Here is a 19,223-nt window from a genome sequence, read left to right as displayed (position 1 = left end):
TCCTGGCTCAGCTGCCGTCTTCGGCCTGTTCATAGAGCTTTGCGAGATCCTTGTCGTTATATTCGTAGTGGCGTTTGTCGATATACGAACGAATCGCCCACATGGCTTCCTGGCTGAGCGTGCCTTCGAAAGCGGGCATGTAGGTCATGCCATTGCGCTGCACCCCGCCACGCACCTTGCCGATGAAATAGTCGTCGTATTCCGGCCCGAGCTCACGCAGGTCCGGCGCAATGCCGCCGGAGACGGCGTCCAGGCCGTGGCAGCGGGCGCAGTTCTGACCATAGGCCGAGCTGCCGATCTCGATCGCCTGCTTGTTGCCGCGATACGGGTTCTCGTCGAGCCATTCGCCTTCCGGTAGCGCCTTGAGGCCCTCGGTATCCACGGCCTGGGGAACGACGTCACCGTGCGCGAACGCCGTTCCGGAAACGGTCGGCAGCACACATGCCAGGGCCGTTGCGATGGCGATGGCGCTGCCCGAAAAATATGAAGTGCGGTTCATTGTCTTGTGCGGTCCTGTAGAGAAAACGGCGGGGCCGGGACCGGCCCCGCCGCAGCGGCCTTGTATCGGGCCTTGCTTACTTGCTGGCCAGTGCGTCCGGAATCTTGAAGACCCAGACACTGCCACCCTGGTTGAGGAACTTGACGCGCTTGGCGACTTCACCGCCCCACAACGGCACGGCGCCACCCCAGCCCGAGGTCACGGCCACGTACTGGCTGCCGTCCTGCATCCAGGTGATCGGCTGACCCACCACGCCGGAGCCGGTCTGGAACTTCCACAGTTCCTCGCCCGTACGGGCGTCGACCGCCTTCAGGAAGCCTTCCGGCGTCCCGTAGAACACGAGGTTGCCGGCGGTGGTCATCGTGCCGCTCCACAGCGGCGCGTTGTTCTTGGCTTCCCACTTGATCTCGCCGGTCATCGGGTCGACCGCGCGGACCGCGCCGATATAGTCGTCGTACAGCGGCTGGATGTTGAAACCGGCACCCAGGTAGGCCGCACCGGCCTTGTAGGTGATCGGCTCGTTCCAGATATCCATGCCCCATTCGTTTGTGGGCACGTAGAACAGCCCCGTGTTCGGGTTGTAGGACATCGGCATCCAGTTCTTCGCCCCAAGGAAAGAGGGGGTTACGAACACGGAGTCGCCCTTCTTGCCGTCGGTCTTGGACGGATCGCCCGGACGGTTGCCGGTTTCGACCGGCTTGCCGGTCTTCATGTCGATCTTCTCGGCCCAGTTGACCTTGGACACGAACGGCTTGGCCTGCTTGAGCTTGCCGTTGGTGCGATCGAGGACATAGAAGAAGCCGTTGCGATCGGCCGAGGCGCAGTACTTGCCGCCTTCTGCGTCGAACGGCACGCACATGTTCACGCCGTCATAGTCCCAGGCGTCGTGCGGGGTCTTCTGATAGTGCCAGGAGATCTTGCCGGTCTCGGGCTTGATCGCGATGATCGACGACGAGAACAGGTTGTCGCCCGGACGAGTATGCGCATTCCACGGCGCCGGGTTGCCGGCCCCGAAGTAGATCAGGTTGGTGTCCGGATCATAGGTGCCGCCCAGCCAGGTCGCTGCGCCACCCTGCTTGTACATGTCGCCCGGCCAGGTCGCATTGCGCGTGCCGCTGATGCCGTTCTCGGACTTCTTGCCGTCCTTCCAGACGTAGCCCATGTTGCCTTCGACAGTGGGCCGACTCCAGATCATTTCGCCGGTCTTGGCGTCGCGGGCCTCCACGCGCCCCAGCACGCCGAACTCGCCGCCTGACACGCCGGTAACCACCATGTCGTTCACGATCAGCGGCGCGGCGGTATAGGAATAACCTTCCTTGTAGTCGGCGATCTTCTCGCTCCAGACCACGTCGCCGGTTTCCTGGTCGAGCGCGACCAGCTTGGCGTCGAGCGTGCCGAAGATGAACAGGTTGTCGTAGAGCGCGCCGCCACGATTGACCACGTCGCAACACGGCATGATGCCTTCCGGCAGACGCTGCTCGTACTGCCAGATTTCTTCGCCGGTCTTGACGTCGATCGCCCAGGCTCGCGAGTAGGAGCCGGTGACGAACATCTTGCCGTCGTAGATGAGCGGCTGGGATTCCTGGCCGCGCTGCTTCTCGCCACCGAAGGAGAACGACCACGCCGGATACAGATGCTTAACGTTCTCGGTGTTGAGTTCCTTCAACGGGCTGTAGCGCTGGGTCTGGGTGCCCATGCCGTTGTGCAGCACGTTGTCGGTGGATTGCTGGTCGTTCTTGATATCGTCCCAGCTGACGCCGGCCGCGGTCGCGGCGCCCGAGCTCAACAGCGCCAGTGCGCCGAGGCCCAGCAGCCCGCTTCGCCATCCGCGTGCGGTAATGGTTTTCATCGTCTCCTCCTGCCTTGGATTTCTTATTCGCCCCCAAGCCTCTCCTGTGGGCTTGAAAGCGACGGTCGCAAGAAGGATGCCAGCGCTCGAACGGCCGCCACGAACCACGACTGACGACGCTAGAGCGGTAATAGCTATCTGTTTTTATTAAACTTATACCGGACAGATAGAAAATGATCGCGCAAAATAAAAGGCGATGAGGCTGTATTGCCTCACCGCCTTTTCGCGATCACCGTCGATGTGTCACGAACTCATGACAGAGTGTCACACCGACTGTCGGCTGGTCACGGCAGCTGACTGAGCAGTTCGTCCTTCTTGGACTGATAGTCCTGCTCACTGATCAGGTTCTTCTCGCGCAGCCGCTTGAGCTGGGTGAGTCGATCCTCGATGCGCGTCCAGCCCTGGGCCGCGCCGGCACCCGAGACGCCTGCCGCCATGCTCGACGACGCGCGTGCCGCCGCATCGGGCGCCGGCGAAGCAGACGCATCAGCGGCCGGCGAAGCCGGCGCCTGTTCAGCTGTCGCCGGTGCAGGCCCGCCGGTTGCGGCGCTGCCTGCGGCCGGGCCGTACTGCAACGGCTTGGCCGAGCTGCTGGCGCTGGATTCGATCACGCGCGGGGCCGCCTGGCGTGCCGCCTCGATGGCCTGCGCGGTAGCACTCATCTCGATCCAGTCGCGGCGACCCTCGTGCCACTGCCAGGCCTCGCTGGCCACCAGCCGCTCGCCGCCAACACGGGCGGGCTCGGCGCGCGTGCCGTACTTGAACTTGTTGATCGAAAGATCGCGAAACTCGCTGAACGCCTGGTCGAACTCGCCGAAAATCAGGTTGAGGGTGTCGCCCTGATAGAACGCGCGGCCGGACGTCGCGTAACGCGAGCTTCCGGAGAACAGGCCGTTCTGTGCGCGCCGATAGATCACGAACGCGACATCCTGCTGCGGGCTCGCTCGGACCATGGCCTTGGAGATCGCCGCGCCGAGGCCCTCCAGACGCGAGGGCGAGGACAGCGTGGCGGCCGAAGCGTCATCTTCTGCGCGTACCCGCAGCGACATCAGCAGCGCCGCGAGCTGTGCCGGTTCAAAAGCGGCCGGATGGTCGTTGCGCCGGGTCGCGCCGTTATCCTGCGGCACGAGCTGGACCAGCATCTCCTCGGTATTCACGACGTTCACATAGGCGGGCGGCGCCCCGTCGCCGGCCGAACGCGGGGCCGCCGGCAGGCCGCTACAGCCGGCCGTTATGGCAGCCACCGCCAGCGCACCGAGCACTCGTTGATATCGCATCGCTCCTCCCTGTCTCGCAATTTATTCGGCGTTTATTGTCGGGTCATAACCCGTCATGAATACTATGCCGGCCGGCACAGGCCGTCACCCGCCGGCCAACAAAAAGGCCGGACAGTCCGCACTGCCCGGCCCTGCACGTATCCGTAATGATTACGGATGGGCCCGCCTAGAAGGCGAAGAAGGCACCAACGTTGACGTTGTTGGCGTCGTACTCGTCGTCCTGATGGTTCTGCGATTCCGCATAGGAATACTCGGCCGTGAGCGTCAGGTTCGGCGTCAGGCTGTAGTAGTAGCCTGCCGTGACCTTCTGGTTGGACTCGAACAGATCCGGGACATTGGTCTCGTCGAAGTCAGTCTGGTCGAGATAGGAGACACCATAGTTCAAGCCGAACTTGTTCTTGCCGGCCGTATACGTGACCTGCGCCAGACCACCGTAGGAATCACGCTTGTCACCCTGCCCGTCGAACGAGTCGAACAGATAAGCTACAGAGCCCAGGCCTTCGGTGTAGTAACCCGAGATCAGGAAATCGATCGCGCCGAGATTCTGCTTGTAGTTCAGATCCACACCGTAGACGCGCTCGTCGTCGACAATCTGGGTGCCGGCGTCGATCACGCCATCGCCATCGGTATCTACATCATTGCCATCGACCTCAAGCGTTACCGCGTTCAAGGACACGAACGCCCCGTCCCATTCATAACGCAACTGGCCATGGAAGCCGGGCAGGCTTTCACCGACGCCTACCGTTGAGGGCGAGCTCAATGAATCGATCGTCTGGAACACGCCGGCCGTGGCGGTGAAACCACCCATGTCCGGCGTGGTGTAGTTAATCTGGCTGAGCGTGTCGGTATAGATGTAGCCGAAGCCGATCGAGCCGAGCGTGGTGTTGCCCGGGGAGCCGACCGCGAGGGTGCCCACGCCGACCGCCGGGATGGTCATGTCGTTGATGATGGCGTCGTAACCGAAAAGGCCGAAGTCGCGACCCGCCTTGACGGTACCGAAGTCGGCGTTGCCGAACTTCAGGAACACCTGACGGATATCGAGACTGGTCGAACCCAAGCCAACATTATTGCCGGGCGCGAGGTTCGGCGATCCGCCGCCGCCCCCGGCGTCATCGTTGGTCACGATGCCAGGATAAAGACCGAAGGTGCCGGAGATGTCCCAGCCGTTCTGCTGCGTTGCGGCGGTGAAAACCAGCGCCGCCGGCAGCAGACCGGTACGCACCGAGGACACGTCGTCGTCGATCGGGCCGTTGATGTTGCAGGCCCCGACGACAGTGCCTGCGATGGCCCCGCCGAAGCTGATCGGCGCACCGGTGTCGCAGGACGAATAGACATAGTTCGCGTTGACGTTGCCGTTGACCGAGAAGGTCCAGTCCCCGGCTTCCATGTCGATGGCCTGTGCTGCAGGCATCGCGCCGATCAACGCCATGGATCCCGCCGCTGAAAGCGCCAGTTTTCTCAAACGCATGGGTATCTCCCCTCATTGTTTGTCGTTATTATTCGGCTGTTCCGCAGGCTCGGCGCGTCTCTTGTATGCGAGACGTCGACACGCCCCTGGCGGGCACCGCCGCGTACTGCCGACGTTCGCACGAGCGCCGGCTTGCCGTTTAAAATTGCAAACGCTATGCCATAGCGGCTTTTGTCGATAAAACCGCGATAAATCGGGAAATAATCCGGGGTCGGATGGCCCCGCTGTAACGGAAAAGAATCAGCCGCGTGGCGTTTGTGCGAGACAGCGTGCCGCTTTCGATACAGTCAGTTTCAGGGTGCAGCATGGGCACCGACAGCCTGCAGCAAAATCAGTCTTCTAACGCAATTGCTGCAGGCGGCGCGCTCCGGGCGGATGGGTTGCGAAAACGGCGGCATACCAACGGTCCATGGTCGGCGCGTTCAAGTTGTTGGCCAGCAGTTTCTCCAGCGCCGACACCAGCGCAGCACGTTCGGCGTGGTGGGCCGCATACGCGTCCGCCTCGTATTCATAGCGACGCCGGACGGCCGACTGCCAGGGTCGTAGCGGCCAGGCGAACGCGGGCAGCAGCACATACGCGGCCACGCCCAAAAACACCGGCGAGCCAGCCACGCCCAGGCCGGCAGCCAGTGCCCCCAGGCCAAGGTATCCGGCCAGTAACAGCGCCGCCTGGGCGCCATAGAAACGTTGCAGATGACCACAACGATAATGACCGAGCTCGTGGGCCATCACCGCTTCCAGCTCGGCCGGCGACAGATGTGCGATCAAGGTGTCGAACAGCACGACGCGCTTGCTCCGGCCGAGGCCGGTGAAATAGGCGTTGGCCATCTGGGAACGACGGGAACTGTCCACCACGAGCACGTCATCGAGGCGGGAGCCACAACGCTGCATCATCGCCTCGAGACGCGTGCGCAACTCGCCAGCCTCGAGCGGCTTGAAACGCTGAAACAGCGGATCGATGAGGTTCGGGCGCGCCCAGAACAGGATCGCCACGCCCGCGATCATCAGCAGACCACTCGCCGGCCATGCAAGGACGAACGGCCATACCGCGAACGGCCAGAGCACCCAGGCAGCCGCGAGGACTGCGATCACGCCATTGAGAACGAGCCGGCGCACACTGTCGCCGGCCAGCGTGACCGGTCCGCTTCGCGACATGCCACAGGCGCGCTCGACAAACCACCAGCGTGCCCAGGGCAGGATTTCCCGTAACAGCTGATCCACCAGCGCGAAGCTCACGACGAACCCGAGCACGCCGGCCGCGCCGCCCGTCGCCAGCACGGAATGCAACGCCACGAGTGCGCCGCCGCCCAGCCAGAGCCCGACACGCGCCACGCTCTCGAGGGAACCCAGCCACTGAAACAACGCGCGCCGCTGACCGTAGACAGTTTGTCGCGTATTGGACGCGCCTGACCGGCGGCGGGCGAGATGCTGCCATTGGCGCAGGCACGGCACGGCCTCGAAGATGAGCCCCAGGAGGAGCCAGCCGGCCACGATGCCGGTCAACGTCACGCTTTCCATCGTCATGACCCCATGTCTTTTGCAAACGCTGCGACATGGCCGCCACGCGGCGCGACGCATCCCGATGCAATCCCAAGGTCATATTTGACGTGTCCCACTAGCGGCGTAGTGTTGATTGCAGACCGGCGATCAGCCCGGTTGCCGAATCGACGTCCGAAAAAAGACAAACCCAGAGCAAAGCGAGGAGAACGCATGAGCATCACGATACATCCCTCCGTGGACAAGGGCATGACGCCGGCCGCCGACAACTTCTCCGGCGGCACCCTGCGCTGCAAATGCAGCAGCAACCCGGTCGAGGTCAGCGTATCGTCCCAGTGCGCGCACAACCATGTCTGCGGCTGCACCATGTGCTGGAAACCGGAAGGCGCGATGTTTGCGCAGATCGCCGTGGTGCCGCGCGACAGCGTGAAGGTCACCCAGAATGAGGACCGGCTCAAGGTCGTGAACGAATCGGCGGCCATCAAGCGTCATGCCTGCAGCGAATGCGGCGCCCACATGTACGGCCGTATCGAGGACAGCAACCACCCCTTCCACGGGCTGGATTTCATCCATACCGAACTCTCCGACGAGGACGGCTGGGAGCCGCCGCAGTTCGCCGCCTTCGTGTCGTCGATCATCGAGTCCGGCACCAACCCCGACAAGATGGGCGAGATTCGCCGCCATCTGCACGACCAGGGCCTGGAACCCTACGACTGCCTGTCGCCAACCCTGATGGACGTGATCGCGACCCACACCGCGAAACAGAAAGGCGTCCTCTAGCGCGAACGTTCCGAACCCGGCCGGGCACCCTGCTCGGCCGGGTATCACGCCACATGCAGAAGCCGGCGCGCCTTCGCCGCAAAGGTCTTTTGCCGCTCTAGTCTTCAGGGTTATTCCGCATTTCCCTGCACATGCCGGGTGGGCATGGTGCTCGTAGGAAACCATCCGAATACTGCGAGCACTTCATGAAAGCATTGACCTGGCACGGCACCCACGACGTGCGTGTCGACAACGTCGACGATCCCACCATCCAGCAGGATCGCGACGCCATCATCAAGATCACCGCCACCGCAATCTGCGGTTCGGACCTGCATCTGTACAACGGCCTGATGGCCGGCATGCAGGAAGGCGACGTGCTCGGCCACGAGTTCATGGGCGAGGTCGTGGAAACCGGCTCGGCCGTGAACAACCTCAAGAAGGGCGATCGCGTGGTGGTGCCGTTCACCATCTCCTGCGGCAGCTGCTTCTTCTGCAACAAGCATCTGTACTCGCTGTGCGACGAGTCCAACCCGAACGCCGACCAGGCCGCCGAACTCATGGGCCATTCGCCGGCCGCGCTGTTCGGTTATTCGCATCTGCTCGGCGGCATTCCGGGCGGCCAGGCCGAATACGTGCGCGTGCCCTATGCCGACGTCGGCCCGATCAAGGTCGAATCCGACCTGCGTGACGATCAGCTGCTGTTCCTGTCCGACATCTATCCGACCGGCTATCAGGCTGTCGACCAGTGCGACATGGAAGCCGGCGACACGGTTGCCATCTGGGGCTGCGGCCCGGTCGGCCAGTTCGCCATTCGCAGCGCCTGGATGATGGGCGCGGGCCGCGTGATCGCGATCGATCGCGTGCCGGAACGCCTGAAGCTGGCCAACGAAAAAGCCGGCGCCGAAGTGATCAACTTCGAGAAGGAAAACGTCTACGAAAAACTCATGGAGATGACCGGCGGGCGCGGCCCGGATTGCGGCATCGACTGTGTCGGCGCCGAGGCGCACGGCCAGGGCGATCCGGAATACGAGCGTCGCAGTGCCGATTCCAGCGAAGACAACCACCCGCATGCGGTCAACGAGATGATCATGTCCGTGCGCAAGGGTGGCCGGCTGTCGCTGCCCGGCGTGTATACCGACAAGGTGGACGGCTTTGCCATCAACGCGCTGATGAACAAGTCGCTGTCGGTCAAGGGCGGCCAGACCCATATGCAGGGTTATCTCAAGCCGCTGCTCAACACCGTCGAGCAGGGCCTGATCGATCCGTCCTTCATCATCACCCATCGGCACAAGCTGACTGAGGCCCCCGAGGCCTACGCCAACTTCAATGCCAAGCAGGATGGCTGCATCAAGGTGGTGATGACGCCGTAATCGGGGCGCCAAGCCAAACGTCGGTGTGAACGGCCGATAAAAAAGGGGGCGAGAAATCGCCCCCTTTTTCATGCGTGCGCTACCGACCCTAGCGCAGGATCAGCACCGGCATGCCGGCGCGCCGGATCATCTCGGTGGTGGTGCTGCCCACCAACAGGTGGCGAATCCGCGAATGGCCATAGGCGCCCATGACCAGCATGTCGATGGCGTGCGACTGCTTGTAGGCGCGCAGGCTGGATTCCACCTCGCCTTCCAGAATCGCGATGGTCACGCTGGCACAGACGCCTTCCAGCGCGGCCTTAGCCTCGTCGAGCTTCTTGCGACAGTCAGCGCTCGCCTCGCCGACAAACACTAGATGGCATTCCACACCGTCGAACAGCGGGCTGTTGGCGATGCGTTCGATCATCGCCCGTGCCGTGCGACTGCCGTCGAAGGACACGACGATCCGTTGCGGCGCGGTGAAGTCCGGCGGTGTGATCAGGATCGGGCAATGCAGCGAGCGGATCACTCGCTCGAGATTCGAACCCAGATGTTCGTGCGCGGTGTCGGCCGTCTCGCCGCGCTTGCCGAGCACAAGCAATCGAGTCTGAGGCTCCATTTCTACAAGCGTTTCGGCAAGCGCGCCGTGGCGCTGGCGTGACATGGCGTTGGCCACGCCGTCGGCCGCGGCGCGTTCGCAGGCGGCATCCAGCATCAGCCGGCCCTGTTCGCGGTCTATACGCGCGCGCTGTTCGTCGAGCTGGGCGAGTTCGGCCAGCAGATGCTCGCGCGAACCCAGGCCGATCTGGCCGCTGACGTCGGATTCCGCCGCCCGGCCGGCCTTGTCGATGACGTGCACGAAGGTCAGGCCGATATCCAGGCGCAGGCTCGCCCAGGCGGCCGCGTCGCATACCGCCTGCGAATAGGCCGAACCGTCGATACAGGCGGTGACATGGCGCTCGCTCATGAAATCTCCTCGATCTGTCGTTCTGTCTTGTTTCTAGTGGCCGCCGAGCAGCTTCTCGGCATCCGGCTTGTCGTGCACGGCGATACGATCGACCAGCGTCGCGCTGGCCTCGTTGAGGCCCACGATATCGACCTCGGCGCCTTCACGCCGGAATTTCAGCACCACCTTGTCGAGCGCACCCACTGCGGTGATGTCCCAGAAGTGGGCCCGGCGCAGGTCGATCCGCACATGATCCAGCGCTTCCTTGAAATCGAAGCCGGCCACGAATTTCTCGGCCGAGGTGAAGAACACCTGGCCGACCACTTCGTATTCGCGCCCGCGCCCGTCAGTGCTTTCCGTACTGCCGATATAGAGCAGCCGGCCGACCTTATTGGCAAAGAACAGCGACGACAGCAGCACGCCGACGAACACGCCGATGGCGAGATTGTGGGTGGCGACCACCACCACGACCACCGTGACCATCACGATATTCGTGCTCAAGGGATGCTTGCGCATATCGCGCAGCGACTCCCAGCTGAAGGTGCCGATCGAGACCATGATCATCACCGCCACCAGCGCGGCCATGGGAATACGCGACACCCAGTCGGACAGGAACACCACCATGATCAGCAGCACCACGCCCGCACAGAGCGTGGAAAGCCGCGTACGCCCGCCGGATTTGATGTTGATCACCGACTGGCCAATCATGCCGCAACCCGCCATGCCGCCAAGCAGGCCGGCGCTGAGGTTGGCGATGCCCTGGCCGCGGCATTCGCGGTTCTTGTCGCTGTTGGTGTCGGTCAGGTCATCGACAATAGTCGCCGTCATCATCGATTCCATCAGGCCGACCACGGTCAGCATGATCGAATACGGCAGGATGATCTTCAGCGTTTCCAGATTCAGCGGCACTTCCGGCCACAGGAATACCGGCAGCGTATCCGGCAGTTCGCCCATGTCGCCGACCGTGTTGATGCTCAGCCCCGACGCCATATAGACGCCCGTGAGCACCAGAATGCAGATCAGCGGCGAGGGCAGCATGCGCCCGATCACCGGCACATAGGGAAACAGATAGATGATGCCGAGCCCCGCCGCCGTCATGGCATAGACATGCCAGGTCACGTCGGTGAGCTCGGGCAGCTGGGCCATGAAGATCAGGATCGCCAATGCGTTGACGAAGCCGGTGACCACGGATCGGGATACGAAGCGCATTAACTCGCCCAGGCGCAGCACACCGGCGAATATCTGCAGCACGCCGGTGAGCAGGGTCGCGGCGAGCAGGTACTGCAGCCCATGTTCGGCTACCAGCGTGGTCATCAACAGCGCCATGGCGCCGGTGGCGGCCGAGATCATGCCCGGTCGCCCGCCTGCGAAGGCAATCACCACGCAGATACAGAAGGAGGCATAGAGCCCCACCTTCGGGTCCACCCCGGCGATGATCGAGAAGGCGATCGCCTCCGGAATCAGTGCCAGGGCCACCACCGTACCGGCGAGCACGTCGGCGCGGATGTTGGAAAACCAGGTCTGTCGTATCGATTGGATCATCGTCTCTCGTGCCTGCTGAACGATACGCCGCCACGCGAGCCGGCCTGGCCCGCGCAGCGAACGTGTCGATGGCGCCTGTTACATCAGACACCGGAGTAGTCGTTTCGGAGAGCAAGCGCCGGGCCAGAACCCGCGGGGATCGCGGCATGGCGGTCGCGAATGCGACAGGCGCGGCTGCGCTCGGTTGCGTTCCGGCCTGCCGTGCGACACCGCCTGTGCCGAGGCCGGCCTTTCGAGCGCGCGGATACTAACAGAACGAACGCCCGGGCGCCCGGGCGAACCGCCCTCAGGCAGCCGTGGCTCGCCAGTAGCGCTTGAGATGGGTGTCAACGCCGCCGAACAGCAGCGACAGTGCGGTCAGGCGCTTGAAGTAGTGGCCGACATCGAGTTCGTCGGTCATGCCGATGCCGCCATGCAGCTGAATCGCCTGCTGACCGATATATCGCGCCGACTGGCTGATGCCCGCCTTGAGCAGGGCCGCAGCCGGCGCGGGCATTGTCGCCTGACCGCCGTGCTCGGCGACCGTCTGTTCGAACAGGTTCTCGGCGTTGGTCAACGCGATATACATATCGACCATCCGATGCTGGAGCACCTGAAAACCCGCGATCGGCATGCCGAACTGCTTGCGCGTCTGGGTATAGGCGATGGTCTTGTCGAGCAGCGTCTCCATCGCCCCGATCGCTTCTGCCGCCAGCATGAGACAGCCGGCGTCGATGGCCCGCCCCAAAAGCACACCGCCCTCGCCGTCGTTATTCAAGCGCTGTTCCGGCGTCACGGCAACGGCGTCGAAATACACTCGGCCCGCGCGATGGCCGTCCACGGTCGCAAACCCTTCGACCGTGACGCCCGGCGTGTCCACGGCCACGACGAACAGCTCGATACCGTCGTCGTCGACCGCGTTCCCGGCGCTGCGTGCCGAGACGACCACATGCGTGGCCTGCGGCGCGTTCAGCACGGTGATCTTTTCGCCGTCGATCTGCCAGCCCTCGGCCGTTGGCTGGGCACGCGTTTCGACATAAGCCGGATTGCCGCGCGAGCGCGTTTCTTCCCAGGCCAATACCGGCAGGATCTCGCCGGCGATCAGGCCCGGCAGCAGCGACGCTTTTAGGTCGGTATTCGCGCTGTTCGCAATGGCCTGCCCGGCCAGCCCGACCACGCCGAGATAGGGCTCGACCACGAGCGCGCGGCCGAAGCGCCGCATCAACCCGAGCGTGTCGGTGACGGTGCCGCCGAGCCCGCCGTCGTCTTCGGCAAAGGGGATGCCGAGCCAGCCGAGTTCGGCGAACTGTTGCCAGTGATCCGGCGCGTATCCGGACACGGATTCGACCTGCGCCCGGCGCGCATCGAAGCTGTAGTGGTCGCGCAGAAACTTGTCGACGCTGTCGTCGAGCATGGCGCGCATTTCGGCAGAAAGTGATGACATGGTCCGTTCCCGCAGAGCGTGCCGCGCTCAGGGCGCGAGCAGGGTCTTGGCGATGATGTTGCGCTGGATTTCGCTGCTGCCGCCAAAGATGGTGGCCGCGCGGTTGTTGAGATATTTCGGCATCGCCGTGAGCGTGTCGGGCGAGCCGATAGGCGGCGTGTCGCTGCCTACGACCAGCGCTTCGATCTGCAGGGTGAGCGTCGGCGTGCCGACCGTGTCGATGGCCAGTTCGTTGATGCGCTGCAGCGTCTCCATCGCGGTGATCTTGATCATCGAACTCATCGGCCCGGATTCGGGCGAGCCCTTGTCGAGTGCTGCGAACTTCACCTCGGTGGCATCGACCATCGCCACGTCCAGGGCGAGCTGTGAAAAACGCTGCTGGAAGACCGGGTCGTCGGCGAGCACGCCACCGAAGCCGTCGCCGGTTTCAACCGCGATGCGGCGAATGAAGGCCAGTTCCTGACGAAAATGGGCCGCGAACGAGGAGCTGCCGCCGCGTTCGTGCTCGAGCAGGTATTTGGCCACGCTCCAGCCGTCGTTCTCTTCGCCCAGGCAGCTATCCAGCGGCACCTCGACGTCGTCGAAGAACACGTCGCACTGCTCGGGCAGCCCGTCCAGGCCAATGATGGGGCGAATCGTCAGCCCGGGCCGGTCAAGATCGTCGAGCAGAAAGAAGCTGATGCCCTGCTGCGGCTTGCCACCGGCCTCGGTGCGTACCAGCAGGAACATGCGATCGGCGTGGTGGGCATAGGTGGTCCAGGTCTTGCTGCCGTTGATCACGTAGTGATCGCCGCGGCGCTCGGCCCGGCAGCTCAGGCTGGCGAGGTCCGACCCCGCGTTCGGCTCCGAATAGCCCTGGGTCCAGAAATGCTCGCCCGACAGAATGCCGGGCAGATGGGCGGCCTTCTGCGCCTCGGTGCCGAAACGCATGATCGCCGGGCCGACCATGGACAGCCCCTGCGGCAGCAGCGGCGGCACCCGGGCCGCGCGGCATTCCTCCTCGAAGGCTTTCTGCTGCGCGACCGACCAACCCGGCCCACCGTGTTCGCGCGGCCATGACGGCGCGGACCAGCCCTGCGCGTGCAGCAGACGATGCCAGCGCATGGTCGGCGCAAACGGCGGGAAGAAACTCGTGGTCTTGCGCCCGGCCTCGCGGATCTCGTCGTCGGCGGCGCGTTCGATGAAATCACGCACGTCACGGCGAAAATCGGTGAGGTCCGGGTTGTCTGATTCGGTCATCGCCAATACTCCGCGGCAGGCCCGGCAAGCGAGACAGCGCACACCGCCCTGTCCGGCCAACGCGCCGAAAACAGCGGCGCGGCTGGTTCCGCAGTGTGGCGCGGTCCCAAGCCGTGTTCATCGTCGAACCCGACGATTCGGCGGTTCAGCGCGCCTCGTCCGTCGCCGATGACTCGCTGGCGGTCCTGGCTCGTCGACTGACGCGCTCGGTGAGATTGACCGGCTGCATGTCTTCTATGGAATAGCCCGACGGATAGGTTCGCTGGCGGCGCTTGACGGTTTCGCCGGGATAATCGCCGAACGCGAACACACGATTGAACAGCCCGACCACGCGCAGCACCGTCTCCACCGCACGCCGGCGCCAGGCGGGTGGTCGCTTGTAGCCGACCGCATCGAGAAACTGCGCGGGCATGAGGCAGGCAACGATCGGTTTGACGGCGGGCCGCATGAACGCGGGCAGCCAGTTCTCCATGATGCGTACCGTGGCGTCGCTGACCCGTGCACTGCTGTCAGCGTAGACAAAGTTCTTGTCTTCGTAGCGTTGAATGAACGCATCGAATGCCGCTTTCGTTTCGGGTATGGCGGCGAGATTCATCCGCCGGCCGATCTCGAACCAGAAATTGAACCAGGCCTGTTTTTCGTGTGCCGTCATTCGGCGGCGGCCGTGCCGATCGGTCCAGCGGAACGGAAACTCGATGAACGACCAGAGCACGAACAGAAACTCGTCGTTGTGAATGCGGTAATGCGCGTGGGTGCGGTTCATGCGCTCGATCGCGCGGCGCCCGACGTCGCCGTCCCAGCCGGATTCTATGAAATGGCCGATCAACAGCGCCGTGTCGTCGTAGCGCTTCTGGCCGTGCTTTTCGAATTCGGCGGTGCGATCCAGAAGCTTCGAGACCGGTTCGCTGCCGTAGGTGTAGAACAGCGCGACTTCCAGTGCGCGGTTGATGTCCCAGGAGAACTCGTAGCTGCCCATCAGGTGCACGATGCGCTGGACATCGCGCTGCGCATCCAGCGCTGCGATTTCGCGCCGCACGTCGGGGTTGTGACACACACCCCATTTTCTCGCATAAACGGTTTGCATAGCGTCGCCACCCGGTGATCGTCCGCCCGCCGCGGCACGCGCCGCACTGCGGGCGGACACCACCCGAATCAAAGGCCGTAGCTGCTCACATCGACCTTGGAATAGATCTCGTTCCAGTAGAGTTCGGCCAGATCGTCGGCGTTGTCGACATCGGCCACCCGGTCGACCCACTTCGAGAGGATGCCGCGGAAGGTCTCGACCATTTCGCTGGAGCGCTCGATGCCATGCCGCTTGGCGTAGTTGTCGGCGATGGTCTGGGCGTCCTTCTCGATGAACACTTGAGTCGCTTCGCGCAGGCTCGCATCGGCGGCGTGAACCGCGATGCCTTCATCCGGCGCATTCTCCAGTTCCTTCGTGGCGCCGGCCTGATAGTCCCAGCTGATTTCGGCGCCGAGTACGGCCGAGGCATGCAGCAGATCCTTGCGCTGTTTCTCGCTCAGGCTCTGCCAGACTTCACGGTTGACGTTGTTCACACCGGTGCCGCCAAACACGCCGCCCGGCACATCCGGCGTCACGTGCGCCACCACTTCCGAGAGCTTGAAGATATCCAGATCCACGCTGGAGCTGATCGAGCAGTCGAGTACGCCCTGGTTGAGCGCTTCATAGGCGTCGCTCACCGAAATGGTCACCGGCGTCGCGCCCACCGCTTCGGCCCAGCGGGCCCACTGCGCGCCGGCGCTGCGCACGCGCTTGCCGCGAATACCGGACTGGCTCACGACCTTGTCGTTGCACAACAGCATGTAGGGCGCGCTCGCCGAGGCGCCGGTGAATACCTGGTTCTGGGCGGCGAATTCCTGCACGCACTCCGGGCAATCCTGGAAGATGAATTCGGACATCGCGCCGACATAGGCCAGCCCCGCCTTGCTCGGCTCGACATCGTCGAGCTCCAGCAACATGGTCAGCTCCGACACCAGGTTGGTATTCGGAAACTCGGCCGGAAAATAGGAGAACAGAACGAAGCCGGAATCGGCCATGCCGTCGCGAATGCCGGGCGCGGCCTCGCTGAAGCTCAGCAGCGACATCGAATAGACCTTCGCCTTGAGATCGCCATCGGAAATCCTCTCGAGCGCGCTGGCGTATTTCATCGCCGCATCGGAACCGATCGAATTCGGCGGATAACCCGTCGCGTAGGAAATGCTGCGCGCCTGGGCAGGCAGGGCAACCGTGAGCGCAACAAGCGCGAGCGAAGCGGCACACGTGGACAGGAATCGGTTCATGTCATCTCCTGGATCGCAGCGGCGACAGCCGAACCGCGGTTGTTATCGTGTTTGTCGAAACGGCCTTTGGGCTCATGGTCATCGTTGCTGCTCGCGACCCCGCGATCATCGTCTGTTCGGACGATTTGACCCGAACCCGTCGGCGGCTAGCCGATCCGCCGGCCCTTGTCGGCCCAGTAGGGTTCCTTGAGCTTGTACTTGAGGATCTTGCCGGCGCCGGACAGCGGCAGTTCGTCGACGAAATCGAAGCTGCGCGGGCATTTGTAATTGGCGATCCATTCCTTGCAATGGGCCACGATCGCCTGCTCGTCGGCGCTTTCGCCCTCCTTGAACACGACCACGGCATGCACGCGCTCGCCCCAGGTCTCGTCGGGCACGCCGATCACGGCGCACTGGGCGATCGCCGGCAGGCGCAGCAGCGCGTCCTCGACCTCCACCGAGAACACGTTCTCGCCGCCGGTCACCACCATGTCCTTGATGCGGTCGACCAGAAACACATAGCCGTCCGCGTCCAGATAGCCGGCGTCGCCGGTGTGCATCCAGCCGCCGCGCAGCGCGTCTTCGGTCTGCTCGGGCTTATTCCAGTAGCCCTGCATGACCATCGGCCCGCGCACGGTGATCTCGCCCACCTCGCCGTGGGCGACCTCCGCGTCGAGCGGATCGACGATCCGGATTTCGGCCATATGCGAGGGAATGCCCGCGGCAGACAGCTTGTCCGCGTAGGCGGGATCGGTATGGCACCAGGTCGGCAGAAACGCCACCACCGGTGAGAGCTCGGTCATGCCGTAGAGCTGCAGGAATTCGGCCTTCGGCAGCTTGTCCAGCGCCAGCCGCAGCAGGCTGTTGTCGATCGGCGAAGCGCCGTAGAGCATCGTATGCAACGACGACAGATCGAACTCGTTGAAGCGGGGATGATTGAGGACGGCGCGCAGCATGGTCGGCACCAGAAAGGTTTCGCCGACCTGTTCGCGCGCAATGCCTTCGAGCACGGCCAACGGGTCGAAGCCGGGCAGCACGATCTGGGTGCCCTGACGCAACGCGACCTGCAGAATCAGCCCGATACCCGCGACATGAAAGAACGGCGCGGAATGCAGGGCCACGACGCGATCGCGCCGGCAGTCGGGCAGGATCGCGCCGAGCGAACAGCTGTAGAGGTTGGCGTGGCTGAGCATCACGCCCTTGGGGGCGCCGGTGGTGCCGCCGGTATAGAGAATGGCCGCAAGATCGTCGTCGCCGCGCATCGCGTCCTCGACCGGCGTCGCCTCAGCCATGAGTTCGCGATAATCGAGCACGCCTTCCGGGCAGTCGTTCTCGCCGATGTAGACGATCGTGTGTACCGCGTCAGACTGCGCGCGAATCGGTTCGATCATCGACAGGAAGGCATCGTCGACGAGCAGGATGCCTGTACCGCAGTCGTCCAGTGAATAGACGGCCTCGCGCGCGCTCCAGCGGATGTTAACGGTGTTGAACACGCCGCCGCCCCAGAGGGCCGCGAAGATGAACTCGATATAGCGATCCGAGTTCAGCGCCAGGATGCCGACGCGATCCCCCGTACCCATGCCCAGGTTCTGGAGCACGCCGGCGAGACGCGCGACACGCTCGACATGCGCTGCAAAGCTGTGACGACGCTCGCCGAATACAACGGCTTCGGCGTCCGGGCGCTCGCGTTTGGCCTTGTGCAGCGGTTGGGTCAGATACATGGTGCGCTCCTCCAGAAAACCCCTGTCGGCGGGTCGTATCGCCGGGCAGGCCGTCGAATTTTTCTATTTGCGAGTATTGTTCAGAGTGCCTCGGGTTTGATCGTCGGAACCGACTAGTTTGATGGCGCGTGCGCGCGACGCGCCGGCTATAACGATCGCGAAATCACTTCCTTCATGATTTCGTTGGTGCCGCCATAGATACGCTGCACACGCGCATCGATATACATGCGCCCGATCATGTATTCGTTGGTATAGCCGTAGCCGCCGAACAGCTGCAGGCACTCGTCGATCACGCGGTTCTGAAGGTCGGTGGTCCACATCTTGGCCATGGACGCACCCACGGTATCCAGCTTTTCGTCCAGCAGGTCCTGAATACAGCGATCCAGATAGGTGCGAGCGACGCGCGCCTGGGTGGCGATCTCGGCCAGCTTGAACTTGCTGTTCTGGAAATCGAACACCGACTGGCCGAAGGCGCGGCGCTCCTTGGTGTAGTCGATCGTGGCCGCCAGCGCGCCCTCGATCGCGCCGACCGCATTGACGGAAATGATCAGCCGCTCGTAGGGCAGATCGCCCATGAGCTGGTAGAAGCCCTTGCCCTCTTCGCCGCCGAGCAGCTGGTCGCGGTGCAGCTCGACCTCGTCGAAAAACAGCTCGGAGGTGTCCTGGGCCTTCATGCCGATCTTGTCGAGCACGCGGCCCACGCGGTAGCCGTCGAGCCCTTCGGTTTCCGCAATCAGGATCGACGTGCCCTTGGCGCCGGCCGAGGGATCGGTCTTGCAGACCACGAGCACCAGCCCGGCGAGATAGCCGTTGGATATCCAGGTCTTGGCGCCCGATAGCCGGTAGTGATCGCCGTCGGCGACCGCGCGCGAGCGGATCGCCTGCAGATCGGAACCAGCATCCGGTTCGCTCATCGCGATCGCGCCGACCAGCTCGCCACGCGCCATGCGCGGCAGGTAGCGCTCGCGCTGTTCGGCGGTGCCGTGGTTGAGCAGATAGTGGGCCACGATGCTGTGCACGCCGGTGTTCATGCCGGTGAGCCCGCGCCGCGCCATTTCCTCGAGAAAGACGGCTTCGTGGCGGAAATCGCCGCCCGCGCCGCCATATTCCTCGGGAATATCGGAACAGAGCAGGTTCAGCTCGCCGGCACGGCGCCAGATCTCGTGGCCGACATGGCCGCGCTTGCGCGCGGCCTCGTCCGCGGGCGCCATCTCGGTATCGAGAAAACGCGTGACCATGTCGCGAAACAGCTCGATTTCCTCGTCTGCCCAGGGGCATTCATAGGGTTGGCTCTGACGCATGGCGTACCTCGTTGTTCAAGTTTGTCGTGTAGCCGCGCGGATCGGGCCGTTTAAATCGGCAGACGTCCCGCGC

The 19,223-nt window shown here is 63.6% G+C and carries 15 protein-coding genes; 2 read left to right on the top strand and 13 right to left on the bottom strand.

What is annotated here, in order from left to right; translation table 11 throughout:
• Positions 1 to 7: 7 nt before the first annotated feature.
• The 5 genes from pedF to J7355_RS00375 all read right to left on the bottom strand — a co-directional run bounded on the left by pedF (position 8) and on the right by J7355_RS00375 (position 6,617).
• A complete protein-coding gene (gene pedF, locus J7355_RS00395) occupies positions 8 to 499 on the bottom strand; it encodes a cytochrome c-550 PedF (protein WP_209058834.1) in 492 nt (163 codons plus the stop codon).
• A 76-nt stretch (positions 500 to 575) separates the two neighbouring features.
• The gene (locus J7355_RS00390) at positions 576 to 2,348 is read right to left on the bottom strand and encodes a PQQ-dependent methanol/ethanol family dehydrogenase (protein WP_209058831.1); all 1,773 of its coding nucleotides are present in this window, start codon (positions 2,346 to 2,348) and stop codon (positions 576 to 578) included.
• Positions 2,349 to 2,632: 284 nt separating this feature from the next.
• The gene (locus J7355_RS00385; RefSeq protein WP_209058829.1) at positions 2,633 to 3,625 is read right to left on the bottom strand and encodes an SHOCT domain-containing protein; all 993 of its coding nucleotides are present in this window, start codon (positions 3,623 to 3,625) and stop codon (positions 2,633 to 2,635) included.
• A 166-nt stretch (positions 3,626 to 3,791) separates the two neighbouring features.
• Positions 3,792 to 5,093 carry a porin gene (locus J7355_RS00380; protein WP_209058827.1) on the bottom strand — a complete coding sequence of 434 codons (1,302 nt, stop codon included), beginning with the start codon at positions 5,091 to 5,093 and terminating at the stop codon, positions 3,792 to 3,794.
• 339 nt (positions 5,094 to 5,432) lie between these two features.
• Positions 5,433 to 6,617 carry a M48 family metallopeptidase gene (locus tag J7355_RS00375; protein WP_209058825.1) on the bottom strand — a complete coding sequence of 395 codons (1,185 nt, stop codon included), beginning with the start codon at positions 6,615 to 6,617 and terminating at the stop codon, positions 5,433 to 5,435.
• A gap of 186 nt (positions 6,618 to 6,803) precedes the next feature.
• On the opposite strand from J7355_RS00375, the gene gfa reads away from it, so the two are divergent.
• Together gfa and J7355_RS00365 are read left to right on the top strand one after the other, a co-directional pair.
• On the top strand, positions 6,804 to 7,370 hold the full coding sequence (gfa, locus tag J7355_RS00370; protein ID WP_209058823.1) for an S-(hydroxymethyl)glutathione synthase: 567 nt from the start codon (positions 6,804 to 6,806) through the stop codon (positions 7,368 to 7,370).
• Between the two features lie 185 nt (positions 7,371 to 7,555).
• Positions 7,556 to 8,719 (top strand): zinc-dependent alcohol dehydrogenase, encoded by a 1,164-nt coding sequence (locus tag J7355_RS00365; protein WP_209058821.1) that lies wholly within the window; start codon positions 7,556 to 7,558, stop codon positions 8,717 to 8,719.
• Positions 8,720 to 8,807: 88 nt separating this feature from the next.
• On the opposite strand, the gene J7355_RS00360 is transcribed toward J7355_RS00365, so the two are convergent.
• The 8 genes from J7355_RS00360 to J7355_RS00325 form a co-directional block, all read right to left on the bottom strand.
• Positions 8,808 to 9,665 (bottom strand): universal stress protein, encoded by an 858-nt coding sequence (locus tag J7355_RS00360; protein WP_209058819.1) that lies wholly within the window; start codon positions 9,663 to 9,665, stop codon positions 8,808 to 8,810.
• A gap of 33 nt (positions 9,666 to 9,698) precedes the next feature.
• Positions 9,699 to 11,186 (bottom strand): SulP family inorganic anion transporter, encoded by a 1,488-nt coding sequence (locus tag J7355_RS00355; protein WP_209058816.1) that lies wholly within the window; start codon positions 11,184 to 11,186, stop codon positions 9,699 to 9,701.
• A gap of 286 nt (positions 11,187 to 11,472) precedes the next feature.
• Entirely contained in the window at positions 11,473 to 12,609 is a 1,137-nt protein-coding gene (locus J7355_RS00350) for an acyl-CoA dehydrogenase family protein (protein WP_209058815.1), read from the bottom strand.
• A 27-nt stretch (positions 12,610 to 12,636) separates the two neighbouring features.
• Entirely contained in the window at positions 12,637 to 13,848 is a 1,212-nt protein-coding gene (locus J7355_RS00345) for an acyl-CoA dehydrogenase family protein (RefSeq protein ID WP_209058814.1), read from the bottom strand.
• 145 nt (positions 13,849 to 13,993) lie between these two features.
• Positions 13,994 to 14,932, bottom strand: a complete 939-nt coding sequence (locus tag J7355_RS00340) for an oxygenase MpaB family protein (RefSeq protein WP_209058813.1) — start codon at positions 14,930 to 14,932, stop codon at positions 13,994 to 13,996.
• Positions 14,933 to 15,000: 68 nt separating this feature from the next.
• Positions 15,001 to 16,149, bottom strand: a complete 1,149-nt coding sequence (locus J7355_RS00335) for a C4-dicarboxylate TRAP transporter substrate-binding protein (RefSeq protein WP_209058812.1) — start codon at positions 16,147 to 16,149, stop codon at positions 15,001 to 15,003.
• Positions 16,150 to 16,295: 146 nt separating this feature from the next.
• Positions 16,296 to 17,849: a long-chain-fatty-acid--CoA ligase gene (locus tag J7355_RS00330; RefSeq protein WP_209058811.1), complete on the bottom strand. Its 1,554-nt coding sequence runs from the start codon at positions 17,847 to 17,849 to the stop codon at positions 16,296 to 16,298.
• 146 nt (positions 17,850 to 17,995) lie between these two features.
• Positions 17,996 to 19,150 (bottom strand): acyl-CoA dehydrogenase family protein, encoded by a 1,155-nt coding sequence (locus J7355_RS00325; protein ID WP_209058810.1) that lies wholly within the window; start codon positions 19,148 to 19,150, stop codon positions 17,996 to 17,998.
• Positions 19,151 to 19,223 lie beyond the last annotated feature (73 nt).

Source organism: Endozoicomonas sp. G2_2 (genome assembly GCF_017744135.1).
Lineage (GTDB): Bacteria > Pseudomonadota > Gammaproteobacteria > Nevskiales > Salinisphaeraceae > Salinisphaera.
The sequence above is the reverse complement of the archived record's forward strand: the minus strand, read 5'-3'. Positions and strand labels throughout refer to the sequence as shown.

What these genes read in the sequence shown, in the direction of transcription:
- gfa (WP_209058823.1), top strand. Translation starts at nt 6,804, where the DNA reads ATGAGCATCACGATACATCCCTCCGTGGACAAGGGCATGACGCCGGCC.
- J7355_RS00380 (WP_209058827.1), bottom strand. Translation starts at nt 5,093, where the DNA reads ATGCGTTTGAGAAAACTGGCGCTTTCAGCGGCGGGATCCATGGCGTTG.
- J7355_RS00325 (WP_209058810.1), bottom strand. Translation starts at nt 19,150, where the DNA reads ATGCGTCAGAGCCAACCCTATGAATGCCCCTGGGCAGACGAGGAAATC.
- J7355_RS00340 (WP_209058813.1), bottom strand. Translation starts at nt 14,932, where the DNA reads ATGCAAACCGTTTATGCGAGAAAATGGGGTGTGTGTCACAACCCCGAC.
- J7355_RS00350 (WP_209058815.1), bottom strand. Translation starts at nt 12,609, where the DNA reads ATGTCATCACTTTCTGCCGAAATGCGCGCCATGCTCGACGACAGCGTC.
- J7355_RS00360 (WP_209058819.1), bottom strand. Translation starts at nt 9,665, where the DNA reads ATGAGCGAGCGCCATGTCACCGCCTGTATCGACGGTTCGGCCTATTCG.
- J7355_RS00390 (WP_209058831.1), bottom strand. Translation starts at nt 2,348, where the DNA reads ATGAAAACCATTACCGCACGCGGATGGCGAAGCGGGCTGCTGGGCCTC.
- J7355_RS00345 (WP_209058814.1), bottom strand. Translation starts at nt 13,848, where the DNA reads ATGACCGAATCAGACAACCCGGACCTCACCGATTTTCGCCGTGACGTG.
- J7355_RS00375 (WP_209058825.1), bottom strand. Translation starts at nt 6,617, where the DNA reads ATGACGATGGAAAGCGTGACGTTGACCGGCATCGTGGCCGGCTGGCTC.
- J7355_RS00365 (WP_209058821.1), top strand. Translation starts at nt 7,556, where the DNA reads ATGAAAGCATTGACCTGGCACGGCACCCACGACGTGCGTGTCGACAAC.
- J7355_RS00335 (WP_209058812.1), bottom strand. Translation starts at nt 16,149, where the DNA reads ATGAACCGATTCCTGTCCACGTGTGCCGCTTCGCTCGCGCTTGTTGCG.
- J7355_RS00330 (WP_209058811.1), bottom strand. Translation starts at nt 17,849, where the DNA reads ATGTATCTGACCCAACCGCTGCACAAGGCCAAACGCGAGCGCCCGGAC.
- J7355_RS00355 (WP_209058816.1), bottom strand. Translation starts at nt 11,186, where the DNA reads ATGATCCAATCGATACGACAGACCTGGTTTTCCAACATCCGCGCCGAC.
- pedF (WP_209058834.1), bottom strand. Translation starts at nt 499, where the DNA reads ATGAACCGCACTTCATATTTTTCGGGCAGCGCCATCGCCATCGCAACG.
- J7355_RS00385 (WP_209058829.1), bottom strand. Translation starts at nt 3,625, where the DNA reads ATGCGATATCAACGAGTGCTCGGTGCGCTGGCGGTGGCTGCCATAACG.